General features: G+C 32.0%; 25 protein-coding genes. 13 read left to right on the top strand and 12 right to left on the bottom strand.

The annotated features are described in order from the left end of the window. Nucleotides 1-7: 7 nt before the first annotated feature. Nucleotides 8-583 carry a hypothetical protein gene (locus EQG68_RS09140; protein ID WP_129464530.1) on the bottom strand — a complete coding sequence of 192 codons (576 nt, stop codon included), beginning with the start codon at nt 581-583 and terminating at the stop codon, nt 8-10. Between the two features lie 143 nt (nt 584-726). Here EQG68_RS09140 and EQG68_RS09145 point away from each other — a divergent pair, with 143 nt between their 5' ends. The 8 genes from EQG68_RS09145 (at nt 727) to EQG68_RS09180 (ending at nt 8,111) form a co-directional block, all read left to right on the top strand. Beyond that, complete coding sequence (locus tag EQG68_RS09145; protein ID WP_129464532.1) at nt 727-2,880, top strand: TonB-dependent receptor; 2,154 nt, start codon at nt 727-729, stop codon at nt 2,878-2,880. 200 nt (nt 2,881-3,080) lie between these two features. Beyond that, nucleotides 3,081-3,485 (top strand): DUF2141 domain-containing protein, encoded by a 405-nt coding sequence (locus EQG68_RS09150; RefSeq protein ID WP_246011700.1) that lies wholly within the window; start codon nt 3,081-3,083, stop codon nt 3,483-3,485. A gap of 4 nt (nt 3,486-3,489) precedes the next feature. Then, complete coding sequence (locus EQG68_RS09155) at nt 3,490-4,110, top strand: hypothetical protein (protein ID WP_129464534.1); 621 nt, start codon at nt 3,490-3,492, stop codon at nt 4,108-4,110. Between the two features lie 8 nt (nt 4,111-4,118). Continuing rightward, a complete protein-coding gene (locus tag EQG68_RS09160; protein WP_129464535.1) occupies nt 4,119-5,456 on the top strand; it encodes a 2TM domain-containing protein in 1,338 nt (445 codons plus the stop codon). Next, nucleotides 5,447-5,773 carry a 2TM domain-containing protein gene (locus EQG68_RS09165; protein WP_246011701.1) on the top strand — a complete coding sequence of 109 codons (327 nt, stop codon included), beginning with the start codon at nt 5,447-5,449 and terminating at the stop codon, nt 5,771-5,773. The genes EQG68_RS09160 and EQG68_RS09165 overlap by 10 nt, the downstream gene beginning before the upstream one ends. Nucleotides 5,774-5,778: 5 nt before the next feature. Continuing rightward, the gene (locus tag EQG68_RS09170; RefSeq protein WP_129464536.1) at nt 5,779-6,087 is read left to right on the top strand and encodes a 2TM domain-containing protein; all 309 of its coding nucleotides are present in this window, start codon (nt 5,779-5,781) and stop codon (nt 6,085-6,087) included. A 78-nt stretch (nt 6,088-6,165) separates the two neighbouring features. Further along, nucleotides 6,166-7,359 (top strand): TlpA family protein disulfide reductase, encoded by a 1,194-nt coding sequence (locus EQG68_RS09175; protein WP_129464538.1) that lies wholly within the window; start codon nt 6,166-6,168, stop codon nt 7,357-7,359. Beyond that, a complete protein-coding gene (locus EQG68_RS09180) occupies nt 7,356-8,111 on the top strand; it encodes a LytR/AlgR family response regulator transcription factor (protein WP_129464540.1) in 756 nt (251 codons plus the stop codon). Before EQG68_RS09175 ends, EQG68_RS09180 begins: the two co-directional genes overlap by 4 nt. 51 nt (nt 8,112-8,162) lie before the next feature. Here EQG68_RS09180 and EQG68_RS09185 read toward each other — a convergent pair whose 3' ends face one another. From EQG68_RS09185 to EQG68_RS09195, 3 genes are all read right to left on the bottom strand, one after another. Then, nucleotides 8,163-9,215: an Omp28-related outer membrane protein gene (locus tag EQG68_RS09185; RefSeq protein WP_129464542.1), complete on the bottom strand. Its 1,053-nt coding sequence runs from the start codon at nt 9,213-9,215 to the stop codon at nt 8,163-8,165. 4 nt (nt 9,216-9,219) lie between these two features. Further along, nucleotides 9,220-9,927, bottom strand: coding sequence for a T9SS type A sorting domain-containing protein (locus EQG68_RS09190; RefSeq protein WP_129464543.1), 708 nt, complete (start codon nt 9,925-9,927; stop codon nt 9,220-9,222). Between the two features lie 96 nt (nt 9,928-10,023). Then, nucleotides 10,024-11,751, bottom strand: coding sequence for an Omp28-related outer membrane protein (locus tag EQG68_RS09195; RefSeq protein ID WP_129464544.1), 1,728 nt, complete (start codon nt 11,749-11,751; stop codon nt 10,024-10,026). Nucleotides 11,752-11,980: 229 nt separating this feature from the next. On the opposite strand from EQG68_RS09195, the gene EQG68_RS09200 reads away from it, so the two are divergent. Together EQG68_RS09200 and EQG68_RS09205 are read left to right on the top strand one after the other, a co-directional pair. Further along, nucleotides 11,981-12,460: a TlpA family protein disulfide reductase gene (locus EQG68_RS09200; RefSeq protein WP_129464546.1), complete on the top strand. Its 480-nt coding sequence runs from the start codon at nt 11,981-11,983 to the stop codon at nt 12,458-12,460. Nucleotides 12,461-12,462: 2 nt separating this feature from the next. Next, entirely contained in the window at nt 12,463-14,172 is a 1,710-nt protein-coding gene (locus tag EQG68_RS09205) for a DUF6029 family protein (protein WP_129464547.1), read from the top strand. Between the two features lie 51 nt (nt 14,173-14,223). Here the strand turns inward: EQG68_RS09205 and EQG68_RS09210 are convergent, their stop codons facing one another. From EQG68_RS09210 to EQG68_RS09240, 7 genes are all read right to left on the bottom strand, one after another. Further along, a complete protein-coding gene (locus EQG68_RS09210; RefSeq protein ID WP_129464549.1) occupies nt 14,224-14,994 on the bottom strand; it encodes a CDP-alcohol phosphatidyltransferase family protein in 771 nt (256 codons plus the stop codon). A 42-nt stretch (nt 14,995-15,036) separates the two neighbouring features. Continuing rightward, entirely contained in the window at nt 15,037-16,056 is a 1,020-nt protein-coding gene (locus EQG68_RS09215) for a COX15/CtaA family protein (protein WP_129464550.1), read from the bottom strand. Nucleotides 16,057-16,128: 72 nt separating this feature from the next. Continuing rightward, nucleotides 16,129-17,550 carry a CCA tRNA nucleotidyltransferase gene (locus EQG68_RS09220; RefSeq protein WP_129464552.1) on the bottom strand — a complete coding sequence of 474 codons (1,422 nt, stop codon included), beginning with the start codon at nt 17,548-17,550 and terminating at the stop codon, nt 16,129-16,131. A gap of 27 nt (nt 17,551-17,577) precedes the next feature. Then, nucleotides 17,578-17,958, bottom strand: coding sequence for a GxxExxY protein (locus EQG68_RS09225; RefSeq protein WP_129464554.1), 381 nt, complete (start codon nt 17,956-17,958; stop codon nt 17,578-17,580). Nucleotides 17,959-18,039: 81 nt separating this feature from the next. Further along, nucleotides 18,040-18,621: an L-threonylcarbamoyladenylate synthase gene (locus EQG68_RS09230; protein ID WP_394343611.1), complete on the bottom strand. Its 582-nt coding sequence runs from the start codon at nt 18,619-18,621 to the stop codon at nt 18,040-18,042. Between the two features lie 13 nt (nt 18,622-18,634). Next, nucleotides 18,635-19,738: a glycosyltransferase family 4 protein gene (locus EQG68_RS09235; RefSeq protein ID WP_129464555.1), complete on the bottom strand. Its 1,104-nt coding sequence runs from the start codon at nt 19,736-19,738 to the stop codon at nt 18,635-18,637. A 6-nt stretch (nt 19,739-19,744) separates the two neighbouring features. Next, the gene (locus EQG68_RS09240) at nt 19,745-20,596 is read right to left on the bottom strand and encodes a glycosyltransferase (RefSeq protein WP_129464556.1); all 852 of its coding nucleotides are present in this window, start codon (nt 20,594-20,596) and stop codon (nt 19,745-19,747) included. A gap of 73 nt (nt 20,597-20,669) precedes the next feature. Here EQG68_RS09240 and EQG68_RS09245 point away from each other — a divergent pair, with 73 nt between their 5' ends. From EQG68_RS09245 to EQG68_RS09255, 3 genes are all read left to right on the top strand, one after another. Beyond that, nucleotides 20,670-21,434 (top strand): lipopolysaccharide kinase InaA family protein, encoded by a 765-nt coding sequence (locus tag EQG68_RS09245; protein WP_164975421.1) that lies wholly within the window; start codon nt 20,670-20,672, stop codon nt 21,432-21,434. 39 nt (nt 21,435-21,473) lie between these two features. Then, on the top strand, nt 21,474-22,295 hold the full coding sequence (locus EQG68_RS09250; RefSeq protein ID WP_129464559.1) for a glycosyltransferase family 2 protein: 822 nt from the start codon (nt 21,474-21,476) through the stop codon (nt 22,293-22,295). Nucleotides 22,296-22,359: 64 nt separating this feature from the next. Next, on the top strand, nt 22,360-23,184 hold the full coding sequence (locus EQG68_RS09255) for a glycosyltransferase family 2 protein (RefSeq protein WP_129464561.1): 825 nt from the start codon (nt 22,360-22,362) through the stop codon (nt 23,182-23,184). Here EQG68_RS09255 and EQG68_RS09260 read toward each other — a convergent pair. Further along, on the bottom strand, nt 23,181-24,230 hold the full coding sequence (locus tag EQG68_RS09260) for a glycosyltransferase family 9 protein (RefSeq protein WP_129464563.1): 1,050 nt from the start codon (nt 24,228-24,230) through the stop codon (nt 23,181-23,183). The two genes, EQG68_RS09255 and EQG68_RS09260, sit on opposite strands and share 4 nt — an antisense overlap. Between the last annotated feature and the right edge of the window lie 2 nt (nt 24,231-24,232).

The raw sequence follows: 24,232 nt of genomic DNA on the forward strand, positions 1-24,232 counted from the left end.
AAAAGAATTAGTCTGTTAGTAAGATGAGTTCAGGAAAAAATAAAATTACAAGTGAAATTTGAACTATATCTTTTTTTAATTCATTTTTGTTCAAGTTCATTCTAATTGAACTGACAATAAGTTCTTGACTAACTCCAGGAGCTCTTTCTACATGTTCTAACGTTATTCCAATTGCATAAATGCCTGATTTGTTTTCTAATTTACTTTTGTTGGTTTTATAGAAATCCATTAAACATTTTAATTGTCCTCTTTTAATGATGTCAGAATTTGAAATATTTAATTTTTTTATTAATTCAACTAAACTATTTTTATTCTGAAATTTGGGTAATTTTTTTGGAGGATTTTCCAATATCTTTAAAATTGCTTCATATTTTTTGTCCGTTGTTAAATTTGAATCAATTAATTTATTTACAATGAAATATGACTCAAATTGATTTTGAAACTCAACTAAATCTACCTCACTTTTTTTGAACCAATTATTATAACAAGATGCAATATTTTTCTCTGTGGTAATAGTTGAATTGTCTTGAGAATTAGATTGGAAACTTATTGAAAGAACGAGAAGAAATAAAATTTTTTTCATTGATGCATTGAATTTATACTATGTTACGAAAGTAATTCTTTTTTGTTGATATACAATTCATCCTTCATTTTCCACAACTCAGTAACATTCAATTTTAAAAAGGAATATTTTGAAGCAACTTTGTCTCATCAAAATCAAACAAAATGAAAACAATATTTACTTTTTTACTTTTTATCTTAGCGTTACAAAGTTTTGCTCAAACCGAACTATCCGGAAAAATTACCGATGAAAGAGGAATGGCCATTCCGGGAGCCAATATTTATTTAGAAGGAACATATGATGGAGCTTCCTCCGATGAAAACGGAAATTTTTCATTTTCGACTTCTGAAACCGGAACAAAAGTTGTAGTGGTAAGTTTTCTTTCGTTTGAAACCTTTAAAAAGGAAATTGATGTATCCAATTTCAAAAACCAAACCATCAAATTAAGAGAAAGTGTCAACACGTTGGATGCGGTGATTGTGACTGCCGGTACATTTGAAGCCGGTGATAAAGCTCGAGTTTCTGTTCTAAAACCATTAGATATTGTTACTACTGCCGGTGCGGCCGGAGATATTATAGGAGCACTCAATACACTTCCAGGAACACAAACGGTGGGGGAAAGCGGACGCTTATTTGTTCGTGGTGGTGAAGCCGATGAAACACAAACCTTTGTAGACGGACTTCGGGTGGCTCAACCATATGGAGCAACAGCTCAAAATTTACCTACTCGCGGACGATTTTCACCATTTCTGTTTAATGGAATTTCTTTCTCCACGGGGGGGTACAGTGCTGAATTTGGTGAAGCTCTTTCAAGCGTATTAACCTTAAACACGATAGATGAACCGACACAAGAACAAACCGATATTTCGTTAATGACAGTTGGTTTAGGCATTGGAAATACGCAAAAATGGAATAAAAATTCATTCACTTTCAATGCAGCCTACATCAATTTAGAACCCTATCAAAAATTAGTTCCGCAAGCGGTAGATTGGAATAAACCATATCAATCTTTAGCTGGTGAAATGGTTTATCGCTATCAATTCAAAAATGGATTGCTAAAAGTGTATGGAGCATTTGATGTTGCTCAATTGGATATTAATCAGGAAGATATCAATCAACCGGAGAAAGTACGTTTTGACTTAAGAAACGATAATTTTTATGGAAATGCTTCTTACAAAGGAACTTTCGGAAACAGTTGGAACCTTCACACCGGAGTGAGTTACGGTTTGGGTTTAAATAAAATCGGCATCAATTCTGATCAAGTGAAAAATGATGAAAACGCGATTCACTTAAAAATGAAAGTAGGTAAAAAAATTACTGAACGCATCAAAATTTCTGCCGGTGCAGATTATTTTGTGACTGATTTTGATGAAAAATTTACTGAATTTGAAGGACAATCTTTCAAGGTTGGCTATCAAAATTCAATAGCTGCAGTTTATGCTGAATCGGATATTTTCTTCAGTAAAAAGTTAGCCATGAAACTAGGAGCAAGGGCTTCGCAAACTAGTTTGTTAGAGGAATTCCGACTTTCACCAAGAGCTTCTTTTGCCTATAAAGTTTCAAAAAACAGTCAGTTTTCCTTTGCCTATGGCGATTTTGTGCAAACTCCCAGAGCTGATTATATCAAATATTCGGATGATTTTCAATCGGAAAAAGCAAGTCATTACATCTTCAATTTTCAACATAATAAAGACGGACGTTTGTTCAGAGCGGAGGCGTATTATAAAAAATATCACGATTTGGTGAAATTTGATACCAATGGAGCTCAATTCAATTCTGCTTTTACCAATGATGGATTCGGTTATGCCAAAGGAATTGATATTTTCTGGAGAGATAATAAGACCTTTAAAAATACAGAATACTGGGTTTCCTATTCCTATATCGATACCGAACGCGATTATTTGAATTTTCCTAACCAAGTTACACCAAGTTTTGTGGCTGATCACACCTTATCGGTTGTTACCAAACATTGGATAGAGGACTGGAAATCGCAAATTGGGTTTTCTTACACAGTGAATTCCGGTCGTCCGTATAACAACCCGAATGAATTGGAGTTCATGAACGGAAAAACGAAAGCCTTTCAAAATTTGAGTTTTAACTGGGCGTATTTGCTTTCGCAACAAAAGATTTTGTATTTCTCGGTTTCTAATATCATTGGTACAGACAATGTTTTTGGATATCAATATGCTAACTCACCGGATTTGAATGGTCAATTTCAACGCAGAGCCATTGGTCAACCCGCTGATCGATTCTTCTTTGTTGGTTTCTTTTGGACCATTAGTGAGAATAAGAAAACGAATCAGTTGGAGAATCTATAGGTTCTGAGTTACTAAGGCTCTAAGGAACTAAGGTTTTTAAATGACAATTAAATCAGCTCCTTAGAACCTCAGTGCCTTAGTACCTTAAAAAACAATTCATCCTTAAAAATCAACAACTCAGTCAAACTCTTTTTTAAACCCATGATTTTCAAACGAAATTTGACTCATCAAAAATTTATTAATCTTTAAATCTAAACAATATGAAAAATTTACTATTCATGATGATCATTTGTTTCAGTTGCGGCCTATTAGCCCAAAGTAAATTAACTGTCAACATAAAAGGCTTGAAAAATAATAAAGGCCAAGTAGTAGTTGGCTTGTATCAAGGCGAAAAGAACTTTTTGCGAAAAGTATATTTTGGAAAAGTTGTTTCTATTTCCAATAAAGAAGCAGTAGTAGAATTTGATCATTTACCTTCCGGTGAATTTGCGATTTCCTTATTTCATGATGAAAACGGAAATGGAAAATTGGAAACAGGTTGGTTTGGCATTCCGAAAGAAGATTATGCTTGTTCAAATGGGGCAAAAGGATTTATGGGACCACCAAAATATTCTGATGCAAAATTTACAATTAATCAAAACAAAACTATAAACATAAAAATCTAAAATCATGACAAAAATTATTATTACCATCGTTTTATTTGTGACTACTCAATTGTTTTCACAAGGTCAATTTGAGCAAGGAATGGGAAAAGCATTCGCTCTTTGGGGAGAAGGAAAAAACACAGAAGCTTCGGCCATGTTTGAACGCATCGCTTCTGCAGAAAAGGAAAGTTGGCTACCTAATTATTATGTGGCTTTAGTCAATACAACTACAGCTTTTGCCACAAAAGATAAAGAGCAGATGAATGCTTTGCTATCAAAAGCACAATCAGCATTAGATATTGAGTTAACTAAATACCCAAATAATGCTGAATTGTTAGTGATGCAAGCCATGATTCATACCGCTTGGATTGCTTTTGACCCGATGACCAATGGCATGAAATTATCCGGAAAAGTGATGGAATTGTATGGAAAAGCAGAACAAATTGAGCCCAATAATCCTCGAGTAGTATTGAGCAAAGCAGAATTTGAATTAGGGTCTGCAAAGTTTTTTGGTACCGATACCAAACCAATCTGTGCTCAAATTGACAAATCTATTGAACTTTTTGCTACATTTAAACCTCAATCCGTTTTTCATCCAAAGTGGGGTTTAGACAGAGCACAAGAAATTGCTAAATCCTGTAAATAATAATAGCTATGCAAAAGTATATTCAAGAATTTCCGAGAGCAACATGGATAAGTTTAGGTGTTTTTTTAGTGCTTGTACTAATCCGTTTTTTAACTGGTGTTCATTTTGCATTGAATACGGATTTATTAGTAAATTTTGGTTACACCATGCTCTATGGATACTCTTTATACTTTGCAAATAGTTTTGTTTTTAGTAAGTTGGATGATTTTTATAAAGACAATCGCTTTACTCGAAAAAGAATAATTATCGGAGGAATTCTTTCGTTTTTTGTCTCCATGTTTGTTATTTTTTTAATGCGAATTTTTGAAGATGTTATGATTGAAAAGAAATCATTAAGTGATTTTTTAGCTACCGAAAAGCCATCTAACTATATTGTTGCGATGGTAATCACGCTCATCATAACTTTAGGAATTCATGCTTTTTATTTTTACAAAGCCTATCAGGAAAACAAAGTAAAAGAACAAAAAGTTATAGCCGGAACAGCTTCCGCTCAGTTTGAAAGTTTAAAAAACCAAATTGATCCTCATTTTTTGTTCAATAGTTTAAATGTACTCAGTTCATTGATAGAAGAAAATCCCGAGAGTGCTCAAAAGTTCACCACTTCTTTATCAAAAATCTATCGTTATGTTTTAGAACAAAAAGACAAAGAATTGGTAACTGTTCAGGAAGAATTAAACTTTGCTAAAACCTATATGAATCTGTTGAAAATGCGATTTGAAAACAGTATTACATTTGAGTTGCCAACTGATTTTTCTAATGAGGACGCTAAAGTAGTTCCTTTGTCCTTGCAACTATTGTTGGAAAATTGCATTAAGCACAATGTGGTGAGTGAAAGTAAGCCATTACACATTAAAATTTACATTGAAAATAATTTTTTAATAGTTGAAAATAATTTACAGAAAAAAGAAGTCTTGTCCGACAGAAAAGGAGTAGGACTTCAAAACATAGTGAACCGCTATGCTATATTGACCAAACGAAATGTGTTGGTTGAAGAAAATGAAAATGCATTTAAAGTTTTATTACCCATTTTAACAAAACAAATTACATTTATGGAAACGCAAACAAAATATAGTGAAAACATGGCTTATACGCGAGCCAAAGAACGTGTAGAAAATTTAAAAGGGTTTTATGGAAATTTAATTTCCTATTGTGTAGTTATTCCCGTTTTGATCATCATTAATCTGAATACGTCAAATTTCCAATGGTTTTGGTTCCCCATGTTAGGGTGGGGATTAGGAGTATTTTTTCACGCTTTGGAAACTTTTGGTTATGGTAAATCATGGGAAGAACGAAAAATTCGTGAAATTTTGGAAAAAGAATCAAAAGAAAATAATAAATGGAATTAAAGGACAATACTATGGAAACGAAATCAGAATACGAAAGTTACTTAAAAGCAAGTAAACACGTTAAAGAAATCAAGGGATTCTATGTTCATTTGTTGTGTTATGTATTGGTAATTTCCTTATTGGTTTATTTAAACCTGACGTTTTCACCCGAGCACTTATGGTTTATATATCCTATGGCCGGTTGGGGAATAGGTTTGGCTGGTCACGCGATTGGCGTTTTTGGAACCAACATGCTTTTCGGTAAAAACTGGGAAGAAAGAAAAATAAAAGAATTTATGGAAGAAGAACAAAGTAAAAGTACAAATTTTAAAAACTAAAAATTATGAACATTCAAGACGAAATTAAATACCAAGAAGCGAAGAAAAGAGTACAAAAAATAAAAGGATTTTACACCCATTTACTTGTCTATATTCTTGTAAATCTGATGATTATTGTTTTAAATTTTAAAGATTTAGCTCCCGGAGAATCGTATTTTCAATTTAAAAATTTTATGACAGCCTTTTTTTGGGGAATCGGACTTGTTGCTCATGGATTTTCGGTTTTTGTACCGCAATGGTTTTTAGGGAATGATTGGGAAGAACGAAAGATCAAAGAAATCATGGAAAAAGAGAAACAAAACAAGTGGGAATAACTATGACTTGATTTCTGTTTTAACATTACCAATTCGTTGAATACAGTCTTATTCATTTAATCAAAAAATCTAAAAACAATGAAAAGTTTATATTCCATTTTACTTCTTATTTTTCTGATCCCTTATAGTTATGCACAAAATAGTATAAAAGTAGGGGATAAAGCTCCAAAAATAAATGTTACAGATTATCTTCTTAATTCTCCAAAAGATAAAAATTTTGAAAATAAGTTTATCGTTCTTGAATTTTGGGCCACTTGGTGTGCACCTTGTTTAAGTGCAGTACCACATTTGAACGATTTACAAAGCAAGTATAAGGATCGAAATGATTTAGTATTTCTTTCTTTAACTTATGAAAAGCCTGAAAAGGTGAAAAGAACGCTTGAAAAAGTGAAATTCAATACCATTGTAATTTCAGATCAAACTAAGCAAACGGAGTCAAATTTTAATGTAAAAGGTATTCCACACACCGTATTAATTGATAATAGAGGTATTATAAAATGGATTGGAACACCTATGGAATTGACTGCATCGCTACTCGATAATTTACTAGCGGGACAACCAATCAGCTCAAATGTAATAGTTGAGAAAGTAGAAGAAAATTCAGAAAAGGTTTCGATAAAAAAGAACGTTGAAGTGGCGATGGGTTTTTTAAAAGATTCAAATAATCATTACACTTTCAGCTTATCAAAAGCTTTAGAGAATGATGATATAATGTCAATCGATGCTTTATTCAAAGGTAAATACCTCGATTTGAATAGTGATGTAAAATCAATGTTTTCTAAAATTAATAAAATACCTGAATCGCAAATCATTGTTCCTAAAGAATTGAAAAGTAATTATAATTTGTTTTACAAAAATCTGAACGAAATGGACTTACAAGCTCATGGTAACATTTTGAAAAACAACCTTCTCACAGCCTTGAATTTATACGAAACCATTCAAACTAAAAAAGTTGATGTATACCTTTTTAAAGTGAACGATTCAAAAAAAATACCTGTTTCAATAGATCAAAATGAAGAAAATCATTCGGGTAGTAATGAAACACATTTTATCTTTTCCAATGCAAAAGTAGAAACATTAATTACCGATATGAGTGATTTTTATAATGTAATTTTACTTGATGAATCAAATCTAAAACAAAATATTGACTTGCTAGTTAAAAAAGGAAGCTTTGACGATTTTGAAAAGGATTTGTTGGAAAGTGGTTTTATTTTAGAAAAAGTCTCAAAGGAGGTTGATTTTTATAGTTACAGTTTAAAAAATAAATCATGAGAATAATTATCATTGAAGACGAAAAACCAGCTGCTCGATTATTGCAACGCAAAGTTGAAAAATTAGGTTTACAAGTGGAGTCACTATTGCATTCTGTTGAAGAAGCTTTACAATGGTTTCATTCCAATGAACACCCGGATTTAATTTTTTTAGACATACAGTTGTCGGATGGTTTATCGTTTGAAATTTTTGAACAAATAGAAATAAAAAGTGCGGTGATTTTCACGACAGCTTTTGATGAATATGCGTTGCGGGCTTTCAAATTGAATAGTATTGATTATTTACTAAAACCAATTGATGAAGATGATTTGTCTATGGCAATAACAAAATTTAAAAATCAATTTCAAAAGAGCAGTATATCATCGTTGGACTTTGAAGCGATTAAGCGTATGTTAGTTAATCCAAATGAAAGAACATACAAGCAACGTTTTACCATCAAAATCGGAGAACATTTAAAAATGATTTCCATTGAAGAAGTAGAATGTTTTTATAGCGAAAACAAAGGTACTTATCTTCATACGATAGACAATCGTGATTATTTGTTGGATATTACTTTAGAACAACTGGAATCCGAACTAAATCCGAAAGATTTTTTTAGAGTGAGCCGAAAATTCATCATTCCTTTAAGAACTATTAAAGATATTGTGGTCTACAGTAATTCGCGTTTAAAAGTTATTCTTCCTACTTATAAAGCCGATGAAGTTATTGTAAGTCGTGAGCGGGTTAATGATTTTAAAGAATGGTTGGGATAAAAAAAAGACTGTCTTTTCGGACAGTCTTTTGTAAATTATTGAAATTTATTTTTATAATTCTTCAAAATCTTGATTATCACCGGGAGATGCTTTACGCACATTGATAGTTTTATTGTTTTCGTCGACCACAAAAGCAACAAATTCAATGTTATTAACATTTTCAATATTTGCAGGAACAGGAACTGAAAAAGTTTTAGTAAATGTTTGACCAACAGTTGTATTGCTATTGGCAATTGATTCGCCTAAAAGAGGCGTTAAACAATTTCTCAGCACATGGTCATGTAGAAAATTAGAAATTGTACCCGGACCGGTAAAAAAGTTCGTATAATTTACTTGATCGTAGATTAATCCATTTTCAAGAACATATACAACTAATTTTATATTAGAGAAATCTTTACTAAATTTTACTTTTGTTTCCAGATTTAGAGTAGAACCAACAATTGAAACATCCATGGCTATACCTAATTTAGGGTTTTCACCTTGCGTTAAATTGATAACTTGAGTAATGTTATTCTGTTCAAGGGGTTGCCAACGCGTCATTCTGTTTAACAATGCTTTCGGATAGCCGGACATATTTAATATCCCTTCTAATTCAGAAGAATCAAAATTATAAGGATCGTAACTCGCATCAGCAGGATTCGAACTGGAACGATGAATTCCAACAGTAACAATTTTGTCAGTTTGAGCACGAGCTAACTCAATAGCATGATTCACACGTGGGCAATTACCACACCAAGTACCGGTATAATCTTCGATTAATACACGTTTCACGAAATTGATTTCAGATCCATCGTGAAATCTCACGGTGATTGGTTCTGATTCAACACCAAGGTATTTAGCTTTTATTACTAGATCTCCAATTTCAGACCCCGTGAAGTTATTTCCATTAATTTCTGTATCATTAACGTAAATTGTTGCTTCATCGGTGATGTCATTTCCACCATTTGTCGTTACTGAAAAAGTTATGGTTTCACCAATTACTTTAACAGAACTGTCAGCAGTCAAACTGATTGATTCAACAGGATCTAAAATGGTGTAGTCACTACTGCAAGAAAATAAAGTCAAGACTAAAGTAACAACACTTAAGAAACCAAATTTATTCATTTACTTACTCTTTAATTATTTTAATGGATGAAGATTTTCCTTCAGCTGATGAAAAGCTTGCTACATAAATTGCTGAACTTAAATTAGATAAATTCAAATTTTGAATACCTTCAAAATAGTTGTATTCACTAATTAACTGACCATTCAAGTTAAAAATTGAAAGATTTCCAGCTTGTGTTGAGTTAAATTTAAATTCGTTTTTTACAGTAGTATTTTCAATATTAATTCCTAATGAAGATAAATTTTCAAAAGAATTAACAGATAAATTTGAATCATATCTGTAAACAAAATTTATAGCATCATTTTCAAAACCAACGGCATAAACTGAAAAATGAAATTCCATGATTTCTCCGTTTCCGGCATTAAAATTAACAAAATGATCCCCTTGAGCAGGATTACTTTGACCAGGTAAAAGAGGATTGTAATAATCTGGATAAATACCATTTACAGCAACACTGTCAAAACAAGAACCTCCATAACAAAGTTCAAACTGGGTTCCGTTAGTATTAACAAGATTAGTGCATTTTACTTTAATGTCTAGTTCTTGGTTGCTTGTATTTTGCACTCTAAAGTTAAGATAATTATCTCCTGGTCCATAAGTTAATACAGCACCGTCATTGATTGTTGTTCCATCAGACTTTTTAAAAGTAAACTGAGAAAAAGCATTTAGAAATACCAAACAAAATAAAATTGAGAACGAAATTTTTTTCATTTTTGTAGTTTTAGTAATGTACAAATCTAGTAAAAAAATAGATTTAAGGATAAATTAAGGGTGTTAAATAAAATTTAACACCCTTTGTATTATTTATTATTTGATGATTATCTTATCGGTTTTAGCAAAATTGTCCCCGGCAAAATTAATTAAATACATGCCGCTTGAAAGTGACCCTAAGTTGATAGTACTTTCACCTGCCTCAGCTTGTTGAGCCAATACTTGTTTACCGCTTAAATCGGTTAATGTAATCATTGCATTTTCAGGCAATGAAATTGTCACTAAACCATTTGTTGGGTTAGGGTAAAATTTAATTAATGAAGCGTCAAAATCATTTACACTTAAGTTTGTATTTACGCCGAATTTTCTTGTATCTGTACTAGTAAAAGTTCCACCGCTCATTCCTGGTATTAAAACTCCATTTGCCAAAATTTGGTAACCACCAAAACCATAAGCTGCACTACTCATACCATCACCATAACTATCATTAACAGTTAAAGTATAACAATCATTTGCTAAAGTAACATTAACATCAGGTTGCGGATAGGCACCTGCAGCACCTGCATCAGCATATGGGCCTCCTGAAGCAACAGTAACTCCGGCGTTGTTTTTTAAATTCCAAGTTGTTTCACTACCATAACGGTCTGTTGTAATACGAATGGTAATATTTGTTTGATCAGTTTCTGCTGCTTTGTTAAAATTAGTAGAACCTACATTATCCGCATTGTTGTCATCATTTGGAATAGTAATTGTCAAAGTATTTGTAGGGTTTAAGGTAAAACTATAACTTGGTAATTCTACCACTGTACTAGTTAATGGTGCTAGATTCCCTGTCCAAGTATAAACAGAATTTGCACCTGAATTAATGTTATATTCAATTGGTAAACTTGTTAAAGGAGTTTGACTTAAGTTTTGAATAGTAACTTTAGGACTAATGGTGTTTACACATTGAGCACCAATACTTTCGATGCTTTTTACTTTTACATCATTATTTGCTAAACCTGTGTAAGTAGGTTTTGCACCATTACCACTGATTATTTTTTGTTGTGTTTCTGCAACAAAAGCAACTAATTCCATTTCACCAATTTCAGCAGAAACACTGTTGTAAGATTCCGGAATTGTATAAGTAAAACTTTGTGTGTAGAATGAACCGGTTGAAGTAGAAGTAATATCAACACCCCATTGACCAGTAATCATGTGAACTAAACGGTGCATGTGATTATAATTATTCCCCATATTTCCTCCTGTTTGAGGACCTAACGTATTATTTTGTAATAAAGCAATATTTAATTTGTTTGTGCTTACAGGGCTGTTACCGGTGTAATAAACTTCTACAGTAACTGTTAATTCTCTTGTTTGAGCATTTATAACTCCTTGAACACCAACGTTTACGTATGAACTTTGGTTAACTATTTGACTGGCAGCGTTAGCCCAATTATTTCTAAACATGGCAGTATAACCAGAATGAATTGAAAGACCTGAAAATACATTTCTGTTCATTGAACCAGCTGGATAACCAAATCCTGATTGAGCAGGGTTATAAGATTGTTGAACAATTGCATTACCAAAAGAAGTTCTAAAATCAGGTTGACCGGCACCTGGTGTGGAAAACCCACCTTGGTGGATATTGATAATAAATGCATTGTTGGGGTTAGCGTTAACAATGCTGTTTGCAATTGCATGACCTTGAGGACAAAAAACGCAATTCACACCTGTATATTCCTCCAAAATTGCTTTTCTGTTCTCTGGAGTTGTACTAACGAAAGTTTGGCTATAAGAATAACCAAATGTCAACAATAACGCTGAAAGTAATGTTTTTTTCATAGTTTAGTGGTTTGTTAATTAAAATTGTTTAGTCGTTTGTTAATTAATAGATTAACTTAAAAATTAGAATTTTCAAAAATATACTTTTTTTCAAAACAATTCACGTTTTATTAATTTTTTTTAAACATTTTTTTAACTATTAAACTAAATTTGAAAGTATTTTTTTAATATTGTCCCAAAATCATTAAACAAACAAATATTTTATAATCTCTTTAAACAAACCACAACAATGAAGAATTTTTATGTCGCATTTCTCCTTGTCTTAAGTTGCAGTCTCTATGCTCAAAAACAAATGCCAAATGTTGTTTTGAAATCTAACGATAACAAATCATATAATGTTAAAAATGACTTTAATGAAAAAGATAAATTATATGTATTTACCTTTTGGGCCACTTGGTGTGCTCCTTGCCTGAATGAACTAGATGCTATTAAAGAAAATTATTCTGAATGGACCAAAGAGCTGAATATGGAAGTTGTAGCAGTTTCAATTGATGATACGCGTACTCAAAAACGTGTAAAACCTTTATTAAATGGTAAAAATTGGCCTTATACAGTTCTATTGGATACCAATCAAGATTTAAAAAGAGCTTTAGCTATTGCAAATGTTCCCTACACCGTTGTTGTAAAAAATCAAAAGATTGTATATGTTCACAATGGTTACAGTCAAGGTGCCGAAAAAGAGTTGTTTAACAAATTGAAACAACTTTAGTAATGCAATTAAATAAAATTCTATTATTCGTTTTCTTAGGCAGTTTCTCTTGTTTGTTTTCACAAGTTGATTCTACCGAGGTTAAAAAAGATTATGGCAGAATTTTTGGAGGATTCGAATCCAATTCGCAATGGTATTTGAATGACAAAGGGCGTGGAATTATTCAGCCCGAAGATCCAATCCGTTCCAATAGTTATTTGTTTTTAAATTATCAAATTAAAGGATGGACAGCCGGCGTTCAAGTGGAAGCATATGAAAAAAATGCATTATTAAATTACAATCCGGAGTTTGAAGGAACGAATGTTGCTACCTATTTCATTAATTACAAATCAAACAAATTTGATATTACAGCCGGTTATTTCTATGAGCAATTTGGAAGCGGTATGTTACTTCGTGCATGGGAAGACAGAGCGTTAGGAATAAATACCGCTTTACGAGGAGGTAGAATTATTTACCGTCCTTCGGATAATATTCGACTTACTGCTTTATACGGTCAACAACGAAGCGGTTTTAATGTTTCAGATGGAAAAATTTATGGTTTTGATTCCGATTTTCAACTCACACAATTATTAAAATTGGAAAAATCTGATTTATCCTTTGGTTTGAGTTATGTGGGACGCGATGAAGCAATTGATTTAGCAATAGAAAATCCTCAATTTGATGAAATTACACATGGAATTTCCGGAAGAGTAAATTATAGTTATAGTTCTTTTTATTCCAATTTTGAATACAATTACAAATCCAAAGATGCCGTTTTAAATAGAATCAGTAATACCCTTGATGAAAATTTGATTAAAGACGGAAATGCAGTTAGTCTGAATTTAGGATATTCCAAACAGGGTTTAGGAATTGATGCGACCTTACGTAGAACTGAAAATATGACTTTTTTGTCTGAAAGAGTACCCACTGTTTCTGGCGATAATACAAGTTTAAATTTTAATGATAAAGTATTGAATTTTACACCTGCTTTGACAAAACAACACCATTCTAATTTGGCTAATATTTATGTTTATCAAGCTCAAGCAGGTTTTGATTTTAAAGATCCTCGCATTTTAAAAGTTGGTGAGACCGGTGGTCAAATTGATTTATTTTATGAGTTTGCCAAAGACACTAAATTAGGTGGAAAATACGGAACTAAAATCGCTGTAAACATGGCTTCTTGGTATAATCTACCGGGTCAATACCGATTAACACCTGCTGAATATAAAACGGATTTTTTTGGGGTAGGAACCAAATATTATTCAGATTACAATTTAGAAGTAAAAAAACAATTATCTGAAAAATGGCATACCGGATTTTATTACATCAATCAATATTACAATAAACCTTGGGTAGAAGACGGTAGTTCTGATGTCAATACTAACATTGTTACAGCAGAAGCGGTATATAATTTTACCTCTAATAAATCCATTCGTGTAGAAGCTGAACACATGTGGGCCGATGCCGATTTTAAAAATTGGGCCGGTGGAATAGTTGAATTAAACTTGAACGATAAATATTCGTTCTATGTCTGGGATATTATTAATTACGGAAACGATGATTCTTCCAAACAAAAACACTACTATAACTTTGGTGGAGCGTATCGAATTAATTCAACGCGTATTGCAATGAATTATGGTCGTCAACGCGGTGGTTTGGTTTGTGTGGGAGGAGTTTGTCGTTTTGTTCCGGAAAGTACAGGTTTTACTCTTTCGATTAATACCGCTTTCTAATACATTTATCTAAAAAAAAACATAAGCCTTTTCATTTTTGAAGAGGCTTTTTTATTGAATAAGTTTTTTTCTAATACCGATTAAAACAAATAGTAAGATCGAGTAAGTAATAAAAAAAGGAACTATCCATTCAATCCAACCCAACGGGAGCATAATAGCGATAATTAACAATTGAAAACCCAATCCATAAGCAGAAAGTAAGGTCATAAACCAATTTGGAAAGGTTTTTACTTTATATGCCTCAGAATCTAAAAAGTAAATAATTTTGTCAAAAGTTCCATAAACAATAGTATAAATTTTGAAAAGAATATTTACCAATTGCTGACTTTCTCCGGGTAAAGCTTTGGGGGTTTTGTATTCAAAAATCTTACTGGTAGAATCGCCTCCCACAGATTTTGTTCGCAAGATTACATAGTAATAATTGTATAATGTTCCTTGTAATTGTATGGCAAAAAAGGCTATAATCGTAAACCAAAACGAGGTGGTAGAAACATAACAAATTACCATTAGAAAACCGAAATTCAAGAAAATATCGAAAATACTGTCTAAGTATCTGCCGGAGTAGGAAGGTGTTTTTTTCAATCGAGCCAATTCACCATCGGCCGCATCAATAATGGATTTAAGAATGATGAAAAAAGCAGCCCAAACATAATATTGATTGAGGATGCAATACATCGCAATCAATCCACTAATACCAAAAAGTAGTGTCACGTGGATGGGTGTAAAGCGAGTATTTTTTAATTGTAAAGCAAAAATTCTTCCGAACCTTCTACCATAATCGGATAAATCTAAAAATTTATCCTGAGCGGCGAGTTTAGACATGTAAGGTATTCTAACAAAAACTGCGACAATATAGTCTGATATTTATTTACTAAAGCGATGCAAAGTAAATGTCATGGCACTCAGTAATAAAAAAGCCATCAACTGATGAGCTAATCCCAGCCAAAGCGGTACATGAAATAAAAGGGTAAAAATACCTAAAATAAATTGAAAAAACACAAAAGCAACCAATGTTTTAACACCTTTTGATTGTAAAGTAGTTAAAGTATATTTTCTACTTTGAACGTAAAGTAATATCATCAAACCGACCACAACATAGGCTAATGTTCGATGTACAAATTGCACTCCGCTTTTTCCCTCGGTTAAATTTTTAACTAAAGTAGGTTGTTCCATCCAAACGGTTTCATGAATTAATTTTCCTTCGCTCATCAATGGCCAATGATTGTGTATTAAACCGGCGTTTAATCCGGCTACGAATCCGCCATAAATGATTTGTAGGATTAAAACGATCATCGCAATTCGAGCTAGTTTTCGCAATGGTAAAATAACTTCATTTTTATCGGGGTAAATTAAATCCAACGCAACCCACAACGTATAGGCAAAAGTGATAAAAGCAAAAGTTAAGTGTAAAGCCAAACGATAATGACTCACATCCGGATTGTCAATTAATCCGCTTTTCACCATGAACCAACCTAAAAAACCTTGAAATCCACCCATAAAAAGGAGAATAATACATTTTTTGATGGTTTCTGAATCTAATTTTTTCTTAATCAGAAAATAGACAAAAGGAATAATAAATACGATACCAATAATTCTTCCGATGAAGCGGTGGAACCATTCCCAGAAATAAATAAATTTATAATCATCCAACGTGAAATCGTTATGAATATTGATTTTTTGGTACTCCGGAAATTTCTTGTATTCTTCAAATGCTTCATTCCACGCTTGGTCCGATGTGTGAGGAAATGTATCGGTCACCAAATGCCAATCGGTCATCGAGAGTCCGGAATTGGTAAGGCGAGTTATGCCACCCACCATCACCATGATAAACAATAAAAGACAGCCGGAGAGCAACCAAATAATTACGGGTTTGTTTGATTTCATGTTTTATAAACTTAATGCAAAATTACATCACTTTTGGTTATTGAGTTTTATAAACAAAAGTTAATCTTAACGTTAATTTTTAATTGATTGCAAGCCTAATTTTTCTGCTTTTTTCAACATATAAGCATAAGCAGCTTCATAATCATTAGGAATTTCTCCTTCTAAAATCGCTTCCTTAATTGCTTCTTTTAATATTCCGATTTCACGAGAAGGCTTCAAATTGAAAATCGCCATAATTTCTTCACCTGAAATTGGGGGTTGGAAGTTTCGCACGTGATCGCGTTCTTCCACTTCCACAATTTTTTGACGAACCACCTTAAAATTGTTGTGGTATTTTTTAAACTTAGTTGGGTTTTTTGTGGTGATATCCGCTTCACATAAAATCATTAAATCTTCAATGTCTTCGCTGGCATCAAACAGTAAACGTCGCACCGCAGAATCGGTTACAATATCTTGTGAAAGCACAATTGGACGGGAACTTAACATCACCAATTTGGAAACATATTTTAATTTATGGTTTAATGGCATATGTAACCGCTCGAAGATTTTCTTAACCATTTTGCCACCTAAAAATTCATGACCATGGAATGTCCAACCTTGTTTTTTATTGAATTTTTTAGTGGGAGCTTTACCAATATCATGCAACAATGCCGCCCAACGCAACCAAACATCATCGGTATTTGGACAAATGTTATCTACTACTTCTAAGGTGTGATAAAAGTTGTTCTTGTGAGTATGACCTTCTATTTCTTCCACTTGATTGAGAGCAGTCAATTCGGGTAGAATCAAATCCAACAATCCGGTTTGATACAATAAAATAAAACCAATTGACGGTTTTTCTGTGGAAAGTATTTTGTTTAATTCCTCCACAATTCGTTCACCGGTTATAATTTTGATTCGTTCACAATTTTTGGTTATGGATGCTAATGATTTTTCTTCAATCGTAAAATTCAATTGCGAAGCAAATCGAATCGCACGCATCATTCGCAAGGGATCATCCGAAAAGGTGATGTCAGCATCTAAAGGAGTTCTGATTATTCCATTTTCTAAATCTTCCAAACCATTAAAAGGATCAATTAAATCGCCATAATTTTTTTCATTCAATGAAAAAGCCAAGGCATTGATGGTAAAATCGCGTCGGTTTTGATCGTCTTCCAACGTCCCGTTTTCCACTACCGGATTACGACTTTCAAAATGATAACTTTCTTTTCGGGCTCCTACAAATTCGATATCAATTTCTTGAAAACGCAGCATAGCTGTACCATACGTTTTAAAAACCTGAACTTTTGGATTGTTGGGGAGAAGTTCAGAAACTTTAAGGGCTAGTTCTATTCCGCTTCCAACAGCAACAATGTCGATGTCTTTTTTAAAATCGCGTTCTAACAAATAATCACGCACAAAACCACCAATGACGTAGCATTCAACACCAAGCTCTTGTGCAGCTTGTGAGATGATTTTGAAGATGGGGTTATGTAGGGCTTGTGTGTAATTCATTTTTTTTTAGCCGCTGATTCGCTGATTTTATTTTGAAATTATTATTCTTTTGTATTCAACTGATGTTTGGTTAAAGTTTACTAATAAGGCTAGTTTATTGTTAGAAACTTTTAAATAGTTTAGACATTGTGCATAGTGATTGTTAACAAACGAATCGGTAGATTTAATTTCTAAAATTATTTTATCAAACACCACAAAATCAGCATAAAATTTGTGTTTTAGTACTGTATCTTTATAATGTACTTTATATTCTTTTTCGCGTTCAAAAGGAATTTTATTTTTATTAAATTCATATTCCAAAGCATCTTTATAAACTATTTCAGAAAAACCTTTTCCTAGATTTTTATGAACTTCATATAAAATTCCTATTATTTTATAACTTTCATTTTCATACAGATATTCAGGCATATATTAATTATTTTGGTTTATAAAAATAAAAAAATCAGCGAATCAGCGGCTAAAAAATATTATTATTTGTGGCGTATAACTTTATTTCCTAATAATTTGAACCTGACTATCCAATGTTAATTTAATTATCGTGGAGGGCTTGTCGCACATTTTTTCGCGGTGCAAATTTACAACATAGTCTACACCTTTAATAATTTCAGGACTAATTTCTTTAAATGATTTTGGAGTAGGTTCACCGGAAACGTTTGCCGAAGTAGATACCAGCGGTCTTTTCATACGTTCCATTAATTTAAAACAAAAGGGTTCTTTTACGATTCGAACAGCCAAGGATTGATCTTCTGCAATGATATTTGAAGCCACATTTCGTGGTTTATCTAAAATTAAAGTCGTTGGTTTCTCTGCTAAATCGAGAATTTGCCAAGCTACTTCGGGAATATCCTTGAAAACAGTGTACATCATTTTTTCGCCATTCATCAACACAATCATGCTTTTGGATTCTTCTCTTTTTTTGAGGGCATAAATTTTTTTCACAGCTTCCGGATTGGTAGCATCGCAGCCAATTCCCCAAACGGTATCGGTCGGGTAGAGGATGATGCCTCCGTTTTGGATGATTTGAAAGGCGTGGTGGATTTCGTGGTTTTGAATATCTATAGAATTTAACATGTCGCTTTGAAAATTATTGTTTTAAAATAGCTTCTTTATAGACTTCTATAGTTTGTTCAGCCATAATATTTGAATCAAATTTGTTTATGATCATTTCAAATCCATTTTCTGTTATTTTTTTTTGCAAAGATGAGTCATTTATTAATTCGATTAAGTTATTTGCAAGACTTTCAAAGTCATTAGTATTAGATAATAAACCGTTATGCTTATGAATAATAACTTCAGGTATACCACCTACATTGGTTGTTATAACTGGAATTTTGTAATATAATGATTCTAAAATAGTTAAAGGCATGCCCTCACTTTCTGAAGTCATCATAAAATAGTCAAATTGTGGAAGAAATTTATGGCCATTTTGAATAAAACCTTTGAGTTCTATATAATTGGTTAGGTTTTTTTCAAGAATCATATTATTTAATTCTTCTGTCAAATCTGTAAATCTACCAATTTGAATGAAGTAAATGTTTTTAATATTTTTAACATTCACCAAAAAATCAACTGTCAAAATTAAGTTTTTTAATCCTTTTGCTCTAACATGATTAGCTATATTTCCAACAACTATTTTATCTTTAATTAATTTAAAATCAATATCAATTTCTTTATTTTTTTTTAGTTCACTAATGTTTATTCCATCTCTTATTACGATTAATTTATGATGATTTCTTTTGAATAAAATTTTTTCAAACCTTTTTTTTATAGCTTCAGTTACACAAGTTGTTTTATAAATACCACTGTAATTGTATTTAATTTTGCTAAATAAACTCGAACTTCTACTCATATCCTTTTTCGAAAATATTGCTTTACATTTTAAGTTAAATAATATGTTCGATAACATAAACGATAAAATAAACTTTCCGTTATGAATGTGAATTAAATCAATGTTTTCTTCCTTAACAATTTTTTTTATTTTTTTTATAACCTCTAATGAATATATTTTTTTTGGAGGAAGAGTAATAAAGTCAGCTTTTGTAACATCTTTGTAATTATACAATTCAGAAGTATCAAAACAAAAAATATAATTTTTTATATTTCTTTTGTCTGTAGCTTCTACTAAATGTATTAATTGTTGTTCACTTCCCCCAAATTTAATGTTACTAGAAAGATGTAGTATTTTCATTACTTTTTATTTAGCTTTATAAATCCCTAATGTTTTCTTAATTTGTTTACTAAGTAAAACTTGTTTAACATATAAATAGTTTTTTAAACTTAAAAACCACCATTTAGAAAATGATAATTGTTTACTCTCAATTGTTTTTGAAACTTTTTCAGAAATAATAAAGTCATTTTTCAGACTATTCCATTTGATATTTCCATAACCATCAAATTCATTGACTTTATTTTTTCCATGAATGATGGATAACCATAACCGTTTTTCTGATAAATGAATTAATCGGGGCTCTTTTTTCCACATGTTGTGAACATAATGCCATACGGTTTTAGGATTTTCATTTTTTTCAATCAAACTAATAAACGGATTAAAAATATGTTCTTTTTTTCCTAATATAAATTGTGGTTCTACTTGTAAAGTGTAACCGTTGATATTATCTATTGCCAAAAAATCTTGATAATTAAATTGTCTTTGTATTTCATCAATAAAATCCTTGTGAATACAATCATCATTGTCAATTCTCGAAGTTATCAAATATTTTGTTGAAATATTTTTTTTCACATAGTTAAGGATGCTTTCATTGAAAACAGGCATTCCATCAATAAAGAATGTGTTTATGTTAGTGTAGTTCTCAATAATTTCTTCAATTTTTTTTCTATGAATGGCTTTTGTTGAGACATCAAAATAAATTATCCATTCAAAGTTTTGATTGGTTTGATTTATTACAGAAGGTAAGCAATAGTCTGAAAATAATGCTAAACGTTCATTCATCCAATTATCATCTAAAATTGATTCATTGTTTTTTGTTAACTGTTTCCACTCAGGATTTCTAAGATTAAATCTAGTAATTAAAAGATGTTTGAACATGTTTTATTTTTTTGTAAAAATAAACCAAATAAATAAAAAAACTTACTTTTGTAACATATTAGAAGAAATTATAATGAAGAAGGTTTTTCGCTCAAATTTTAACTATTTAGAAAATCAGTTTGATGATATTTTAAATAAATTTAAAAAAGAAGGCAACTTGATTGGTTCTGAAAAGCGAAACATAATCAAATTCTTTGATTTAAATGGAGGTACAAAAGTAAATGTAAAGTCATTTAAAAAACCAAATTTCATTAATGCTTTAATTTATGGATATATAAGAAAGTCAAAAGCTAGACGTTCTTTTGAATATGCCACAATTCTCCAAGAAAAAGGAATTGGTACACCCCAACCGTTTGCTTATTTTGAGAATATCTCGCTATTTGGATTGAGAGAAAGTTACTATTTTAGTGAGCAACAAGAGGTAAATTGTGAATTGAGAAAAGTTATTTTTGATATTAATTATCCCGAGAGAGAAATAATTTTTAAACAGTTAGCTCAGTTTTTTTACAAAATCCACAATTTTGGAATAGAGTTTATTGATAATACTGCCGGAAATACACTTGTGAAAAAAGTGAAAGACGAAGAGTATTACTTTTATTTGGTTGACTTGAACAGAATGGCTTTTCATGATAATCTAACCATTCAAAAAAGAGCTTCTAATTTAGCAAAACTAACAAATGATAATATTGTAAATGAACTAATTAGTGATGAGTACTCTAGATTAATGAAAGTTCAAAAAAATATTTTCTCAAAACTTTTACAGAGTGAATCAGACCGCTTCTTGAATAAATTTAACCGAAGAAAAAATTTAAAAAAGAAACTCTTTTTTTGGAAATAAAACATAAAAAGGTTTAATTTTCCCATCTAATCTGATTTGATGAAATTATCGGTTATAATAACTACATACAATTCCGAAGAATGGCTGAGAAAAGTGTTCATAGGCTACTCTATTCAAACGGATTCAGACTTTGAAATTGTGGTTGCCGATGATGGTTCAACCTTTAAAACCAAAGAGTTAATAGACAGTTTTTCATCAAAATTTAAAAATCCAATTGTTCACGTTTGGCATGAAGATGATGGTTTCCAAAAACCAAGTATTTTAAATAAAGCAATCTTAGCTTCCCAATCCGATTACTTACTTTTTACGGATGGCGACTGTATTCCGCGAAAAGATTTTGTTGCCACACACTTGAAACATAAAGAGGAGGGTTATTTTCTTTCCGGCGGCTATTTTAAACTTCCAATGTCTATTTCAGAAAAGATAACCGAACAAGATATTCTTACTCAAAATTGCTTTTCCATTTCATGGTTAAAAAAACAGGGGTTAGCTTTCAATTTCAAACTAACAAAGTTAACACACAATAAATGGTTAGCAACCTTTATGAATTGGATAACACCCACCAAACGTTCTTGGAATGGCCATAATTCGTCGGGTTTTAAAAAGGATATTTTAGCCGTCAATGGGTTTAACGAAGCAATGAAATACGGGGGGTTAGACCGTGAGTTAGGTGAAAGAATGTTTAACAACGGTATGCTTTCTAAACAAATTCGTTATTCAGCCATTTGTTTACACCTCGACCACAAGCGTTCCTATGCCACACAGGAAAGCATTGCCAAAAATAAAGCGATTCGGAGTTTTAATAAAAAAAATAAAATTACATGGATTCCTGATGGAATTTATAAAAAAGCATCTCCTTGAAAAGCTCAATTTTCAATGAAAAAATTAATCCTTACTTTTGTATCAATTATTGTAATACGCAAACATGAAAATTTCTGTCATCGTTAGTACCTATAATGCCGAAGAATGGTTGGAGAAAGTCCTGATAGGCTACAGTGTTCAAACCTATCACGATTTTGAATTAATTATCGCTGATGATGGTTCCAGACCTTCCACAAAAGAGTTAATCGACCAATATCGAGAAAATTATCCGGTGCCAATCCGACATTTGTGGCACGAAGATGAAGGTTACAGACGACAAGAAATTTTGAATGTAGCTATAGTTGAAGCTTCACACGAATACATCATTATGACAGATGGCGATTGTATCCCTCGAAAAGATTTTGTGGAAGTGCACGCCAAATATGCAGAAAAAGGCAGATTTCTCTCCGGAGGTTACTGTAAATTAAGCATGAAAGTCAGTAAACTCATTTCCAAAGATGATATTATCAACGGTACTTGTTTTGATGTAAAATGGTTGAAGAGTAAAGATAAATTAGGTTTTTCTCAAACATTAAAGTTATCCACGGATGGGGTTATGGCCACTATAATGGATACTATTACACCGACAACTCCTTCTTTTAATAATTGTAATTCTTCCGGTTTCAAAGAAGATATGATTGCCATTAACGGCTATGATGAGCGAATGAAATATGGTGGACCCGACCGTGAGTTTGGTGAACGTTTAGAAAATAACGGCATCAAAGGAAAACAAATTCGCTACCAAGCTATAGTGTTGCATTTAGACCATGCCAGAGGATATAAAACACCGGAGTCCTTAGCAGCAAATCTTGCGATTCGAAAAGAGGTGAAAGATAACAAGATTGTGTGGACACCTTTCGGCATTAAAAAAGGAGAAAAGCAAAGTTAACCCCCAATTCTTTCGATAAAAGCAATCAATTTTTCTTTAAATAAATTAGGTTGAAATTTTTCATACCATTCCAACGCTTTGTCTTTGAAATTTTTAGGATGTTTATTTTGGTATAATTCAGGGAAATAATCGCTTAAATGAACTACATCGTGTAAACCGGTTTCTTCTAAAATATTCCAAGAAGTTTTATTTATCCAAGGAGCATATATCGTAAAAGTAGGGATGGAGAGAGCTTTTGCCATGTTGGTAGCACCTCCTTCGTTACCGATTAAAGCATCGCATTTCGATAAAATCCCTAGAAAATCACGCAATCCATTGGCATAAAAATCCAAATGTATTTGCGATTTTGTTTTCTCATTGCACAAATTGAATATGTGCTCAACTTCTTCTCTTTGTTTCGGAATATAGTTGAAAAGAATGTGTGCTTCTTTTTTCTCTGCAACATAATCCAAAACTTTTGCCATATAGGATGGTGGTAAGCTTTTGTTTTTCCCACTACCTAAAACACTAATCATAAAAATGGGATTGTTGGGCGAAAAAACACTCATTTTAGTTTTGGCATCATTCAATTCGGATACTGCTAAGTGAATTGTTGGATAAACTGATTCAACTTTTTTGTTCAAAGCCGTACTGGCTAAAAGTAATCGATAAGCATTGGCTGTCCCGTTGCATTCAGTATCCGGAACAACCGTTTTAGTATAAAAGAAAGTAGTATACCATTTGTAATGCCCAATAATTGTTTTGGCACCAGAAAAATAGGCCGGAATGATGCTTTGCCATTTGCCATAAACATCAATCACTAAGCCATAATTCTCTTTTTTGAGTTGTTTCCCAAATCGAATTAATCGAAAAAGCCCTTTGTTAGCTTGTGGATCAAACAAAACGATTTTGTCAATATAAACATTGTTTTCAACAACAGGAAGTGTATTTTTTTCAATCAAATAATGAATTTCCCAATCAGGATGCTCTTTTTTCAGCACTTCACAAATGACTGTACTGGCCAAAACATCGCCAATCATTTTATGTTGAATTACCAGTACTTTCATCG

The sequence above is a fragment of the Flavobacterium piscinae genome, from assembly GCF_004122145.1.
GTDB classification, from domain to species: Bacteria; Bacteroidota; Bacteroidia; order Flavobacteriales; family Flavobacteriaceae; genus Flavobacterium; species Flavobacterium piscinae.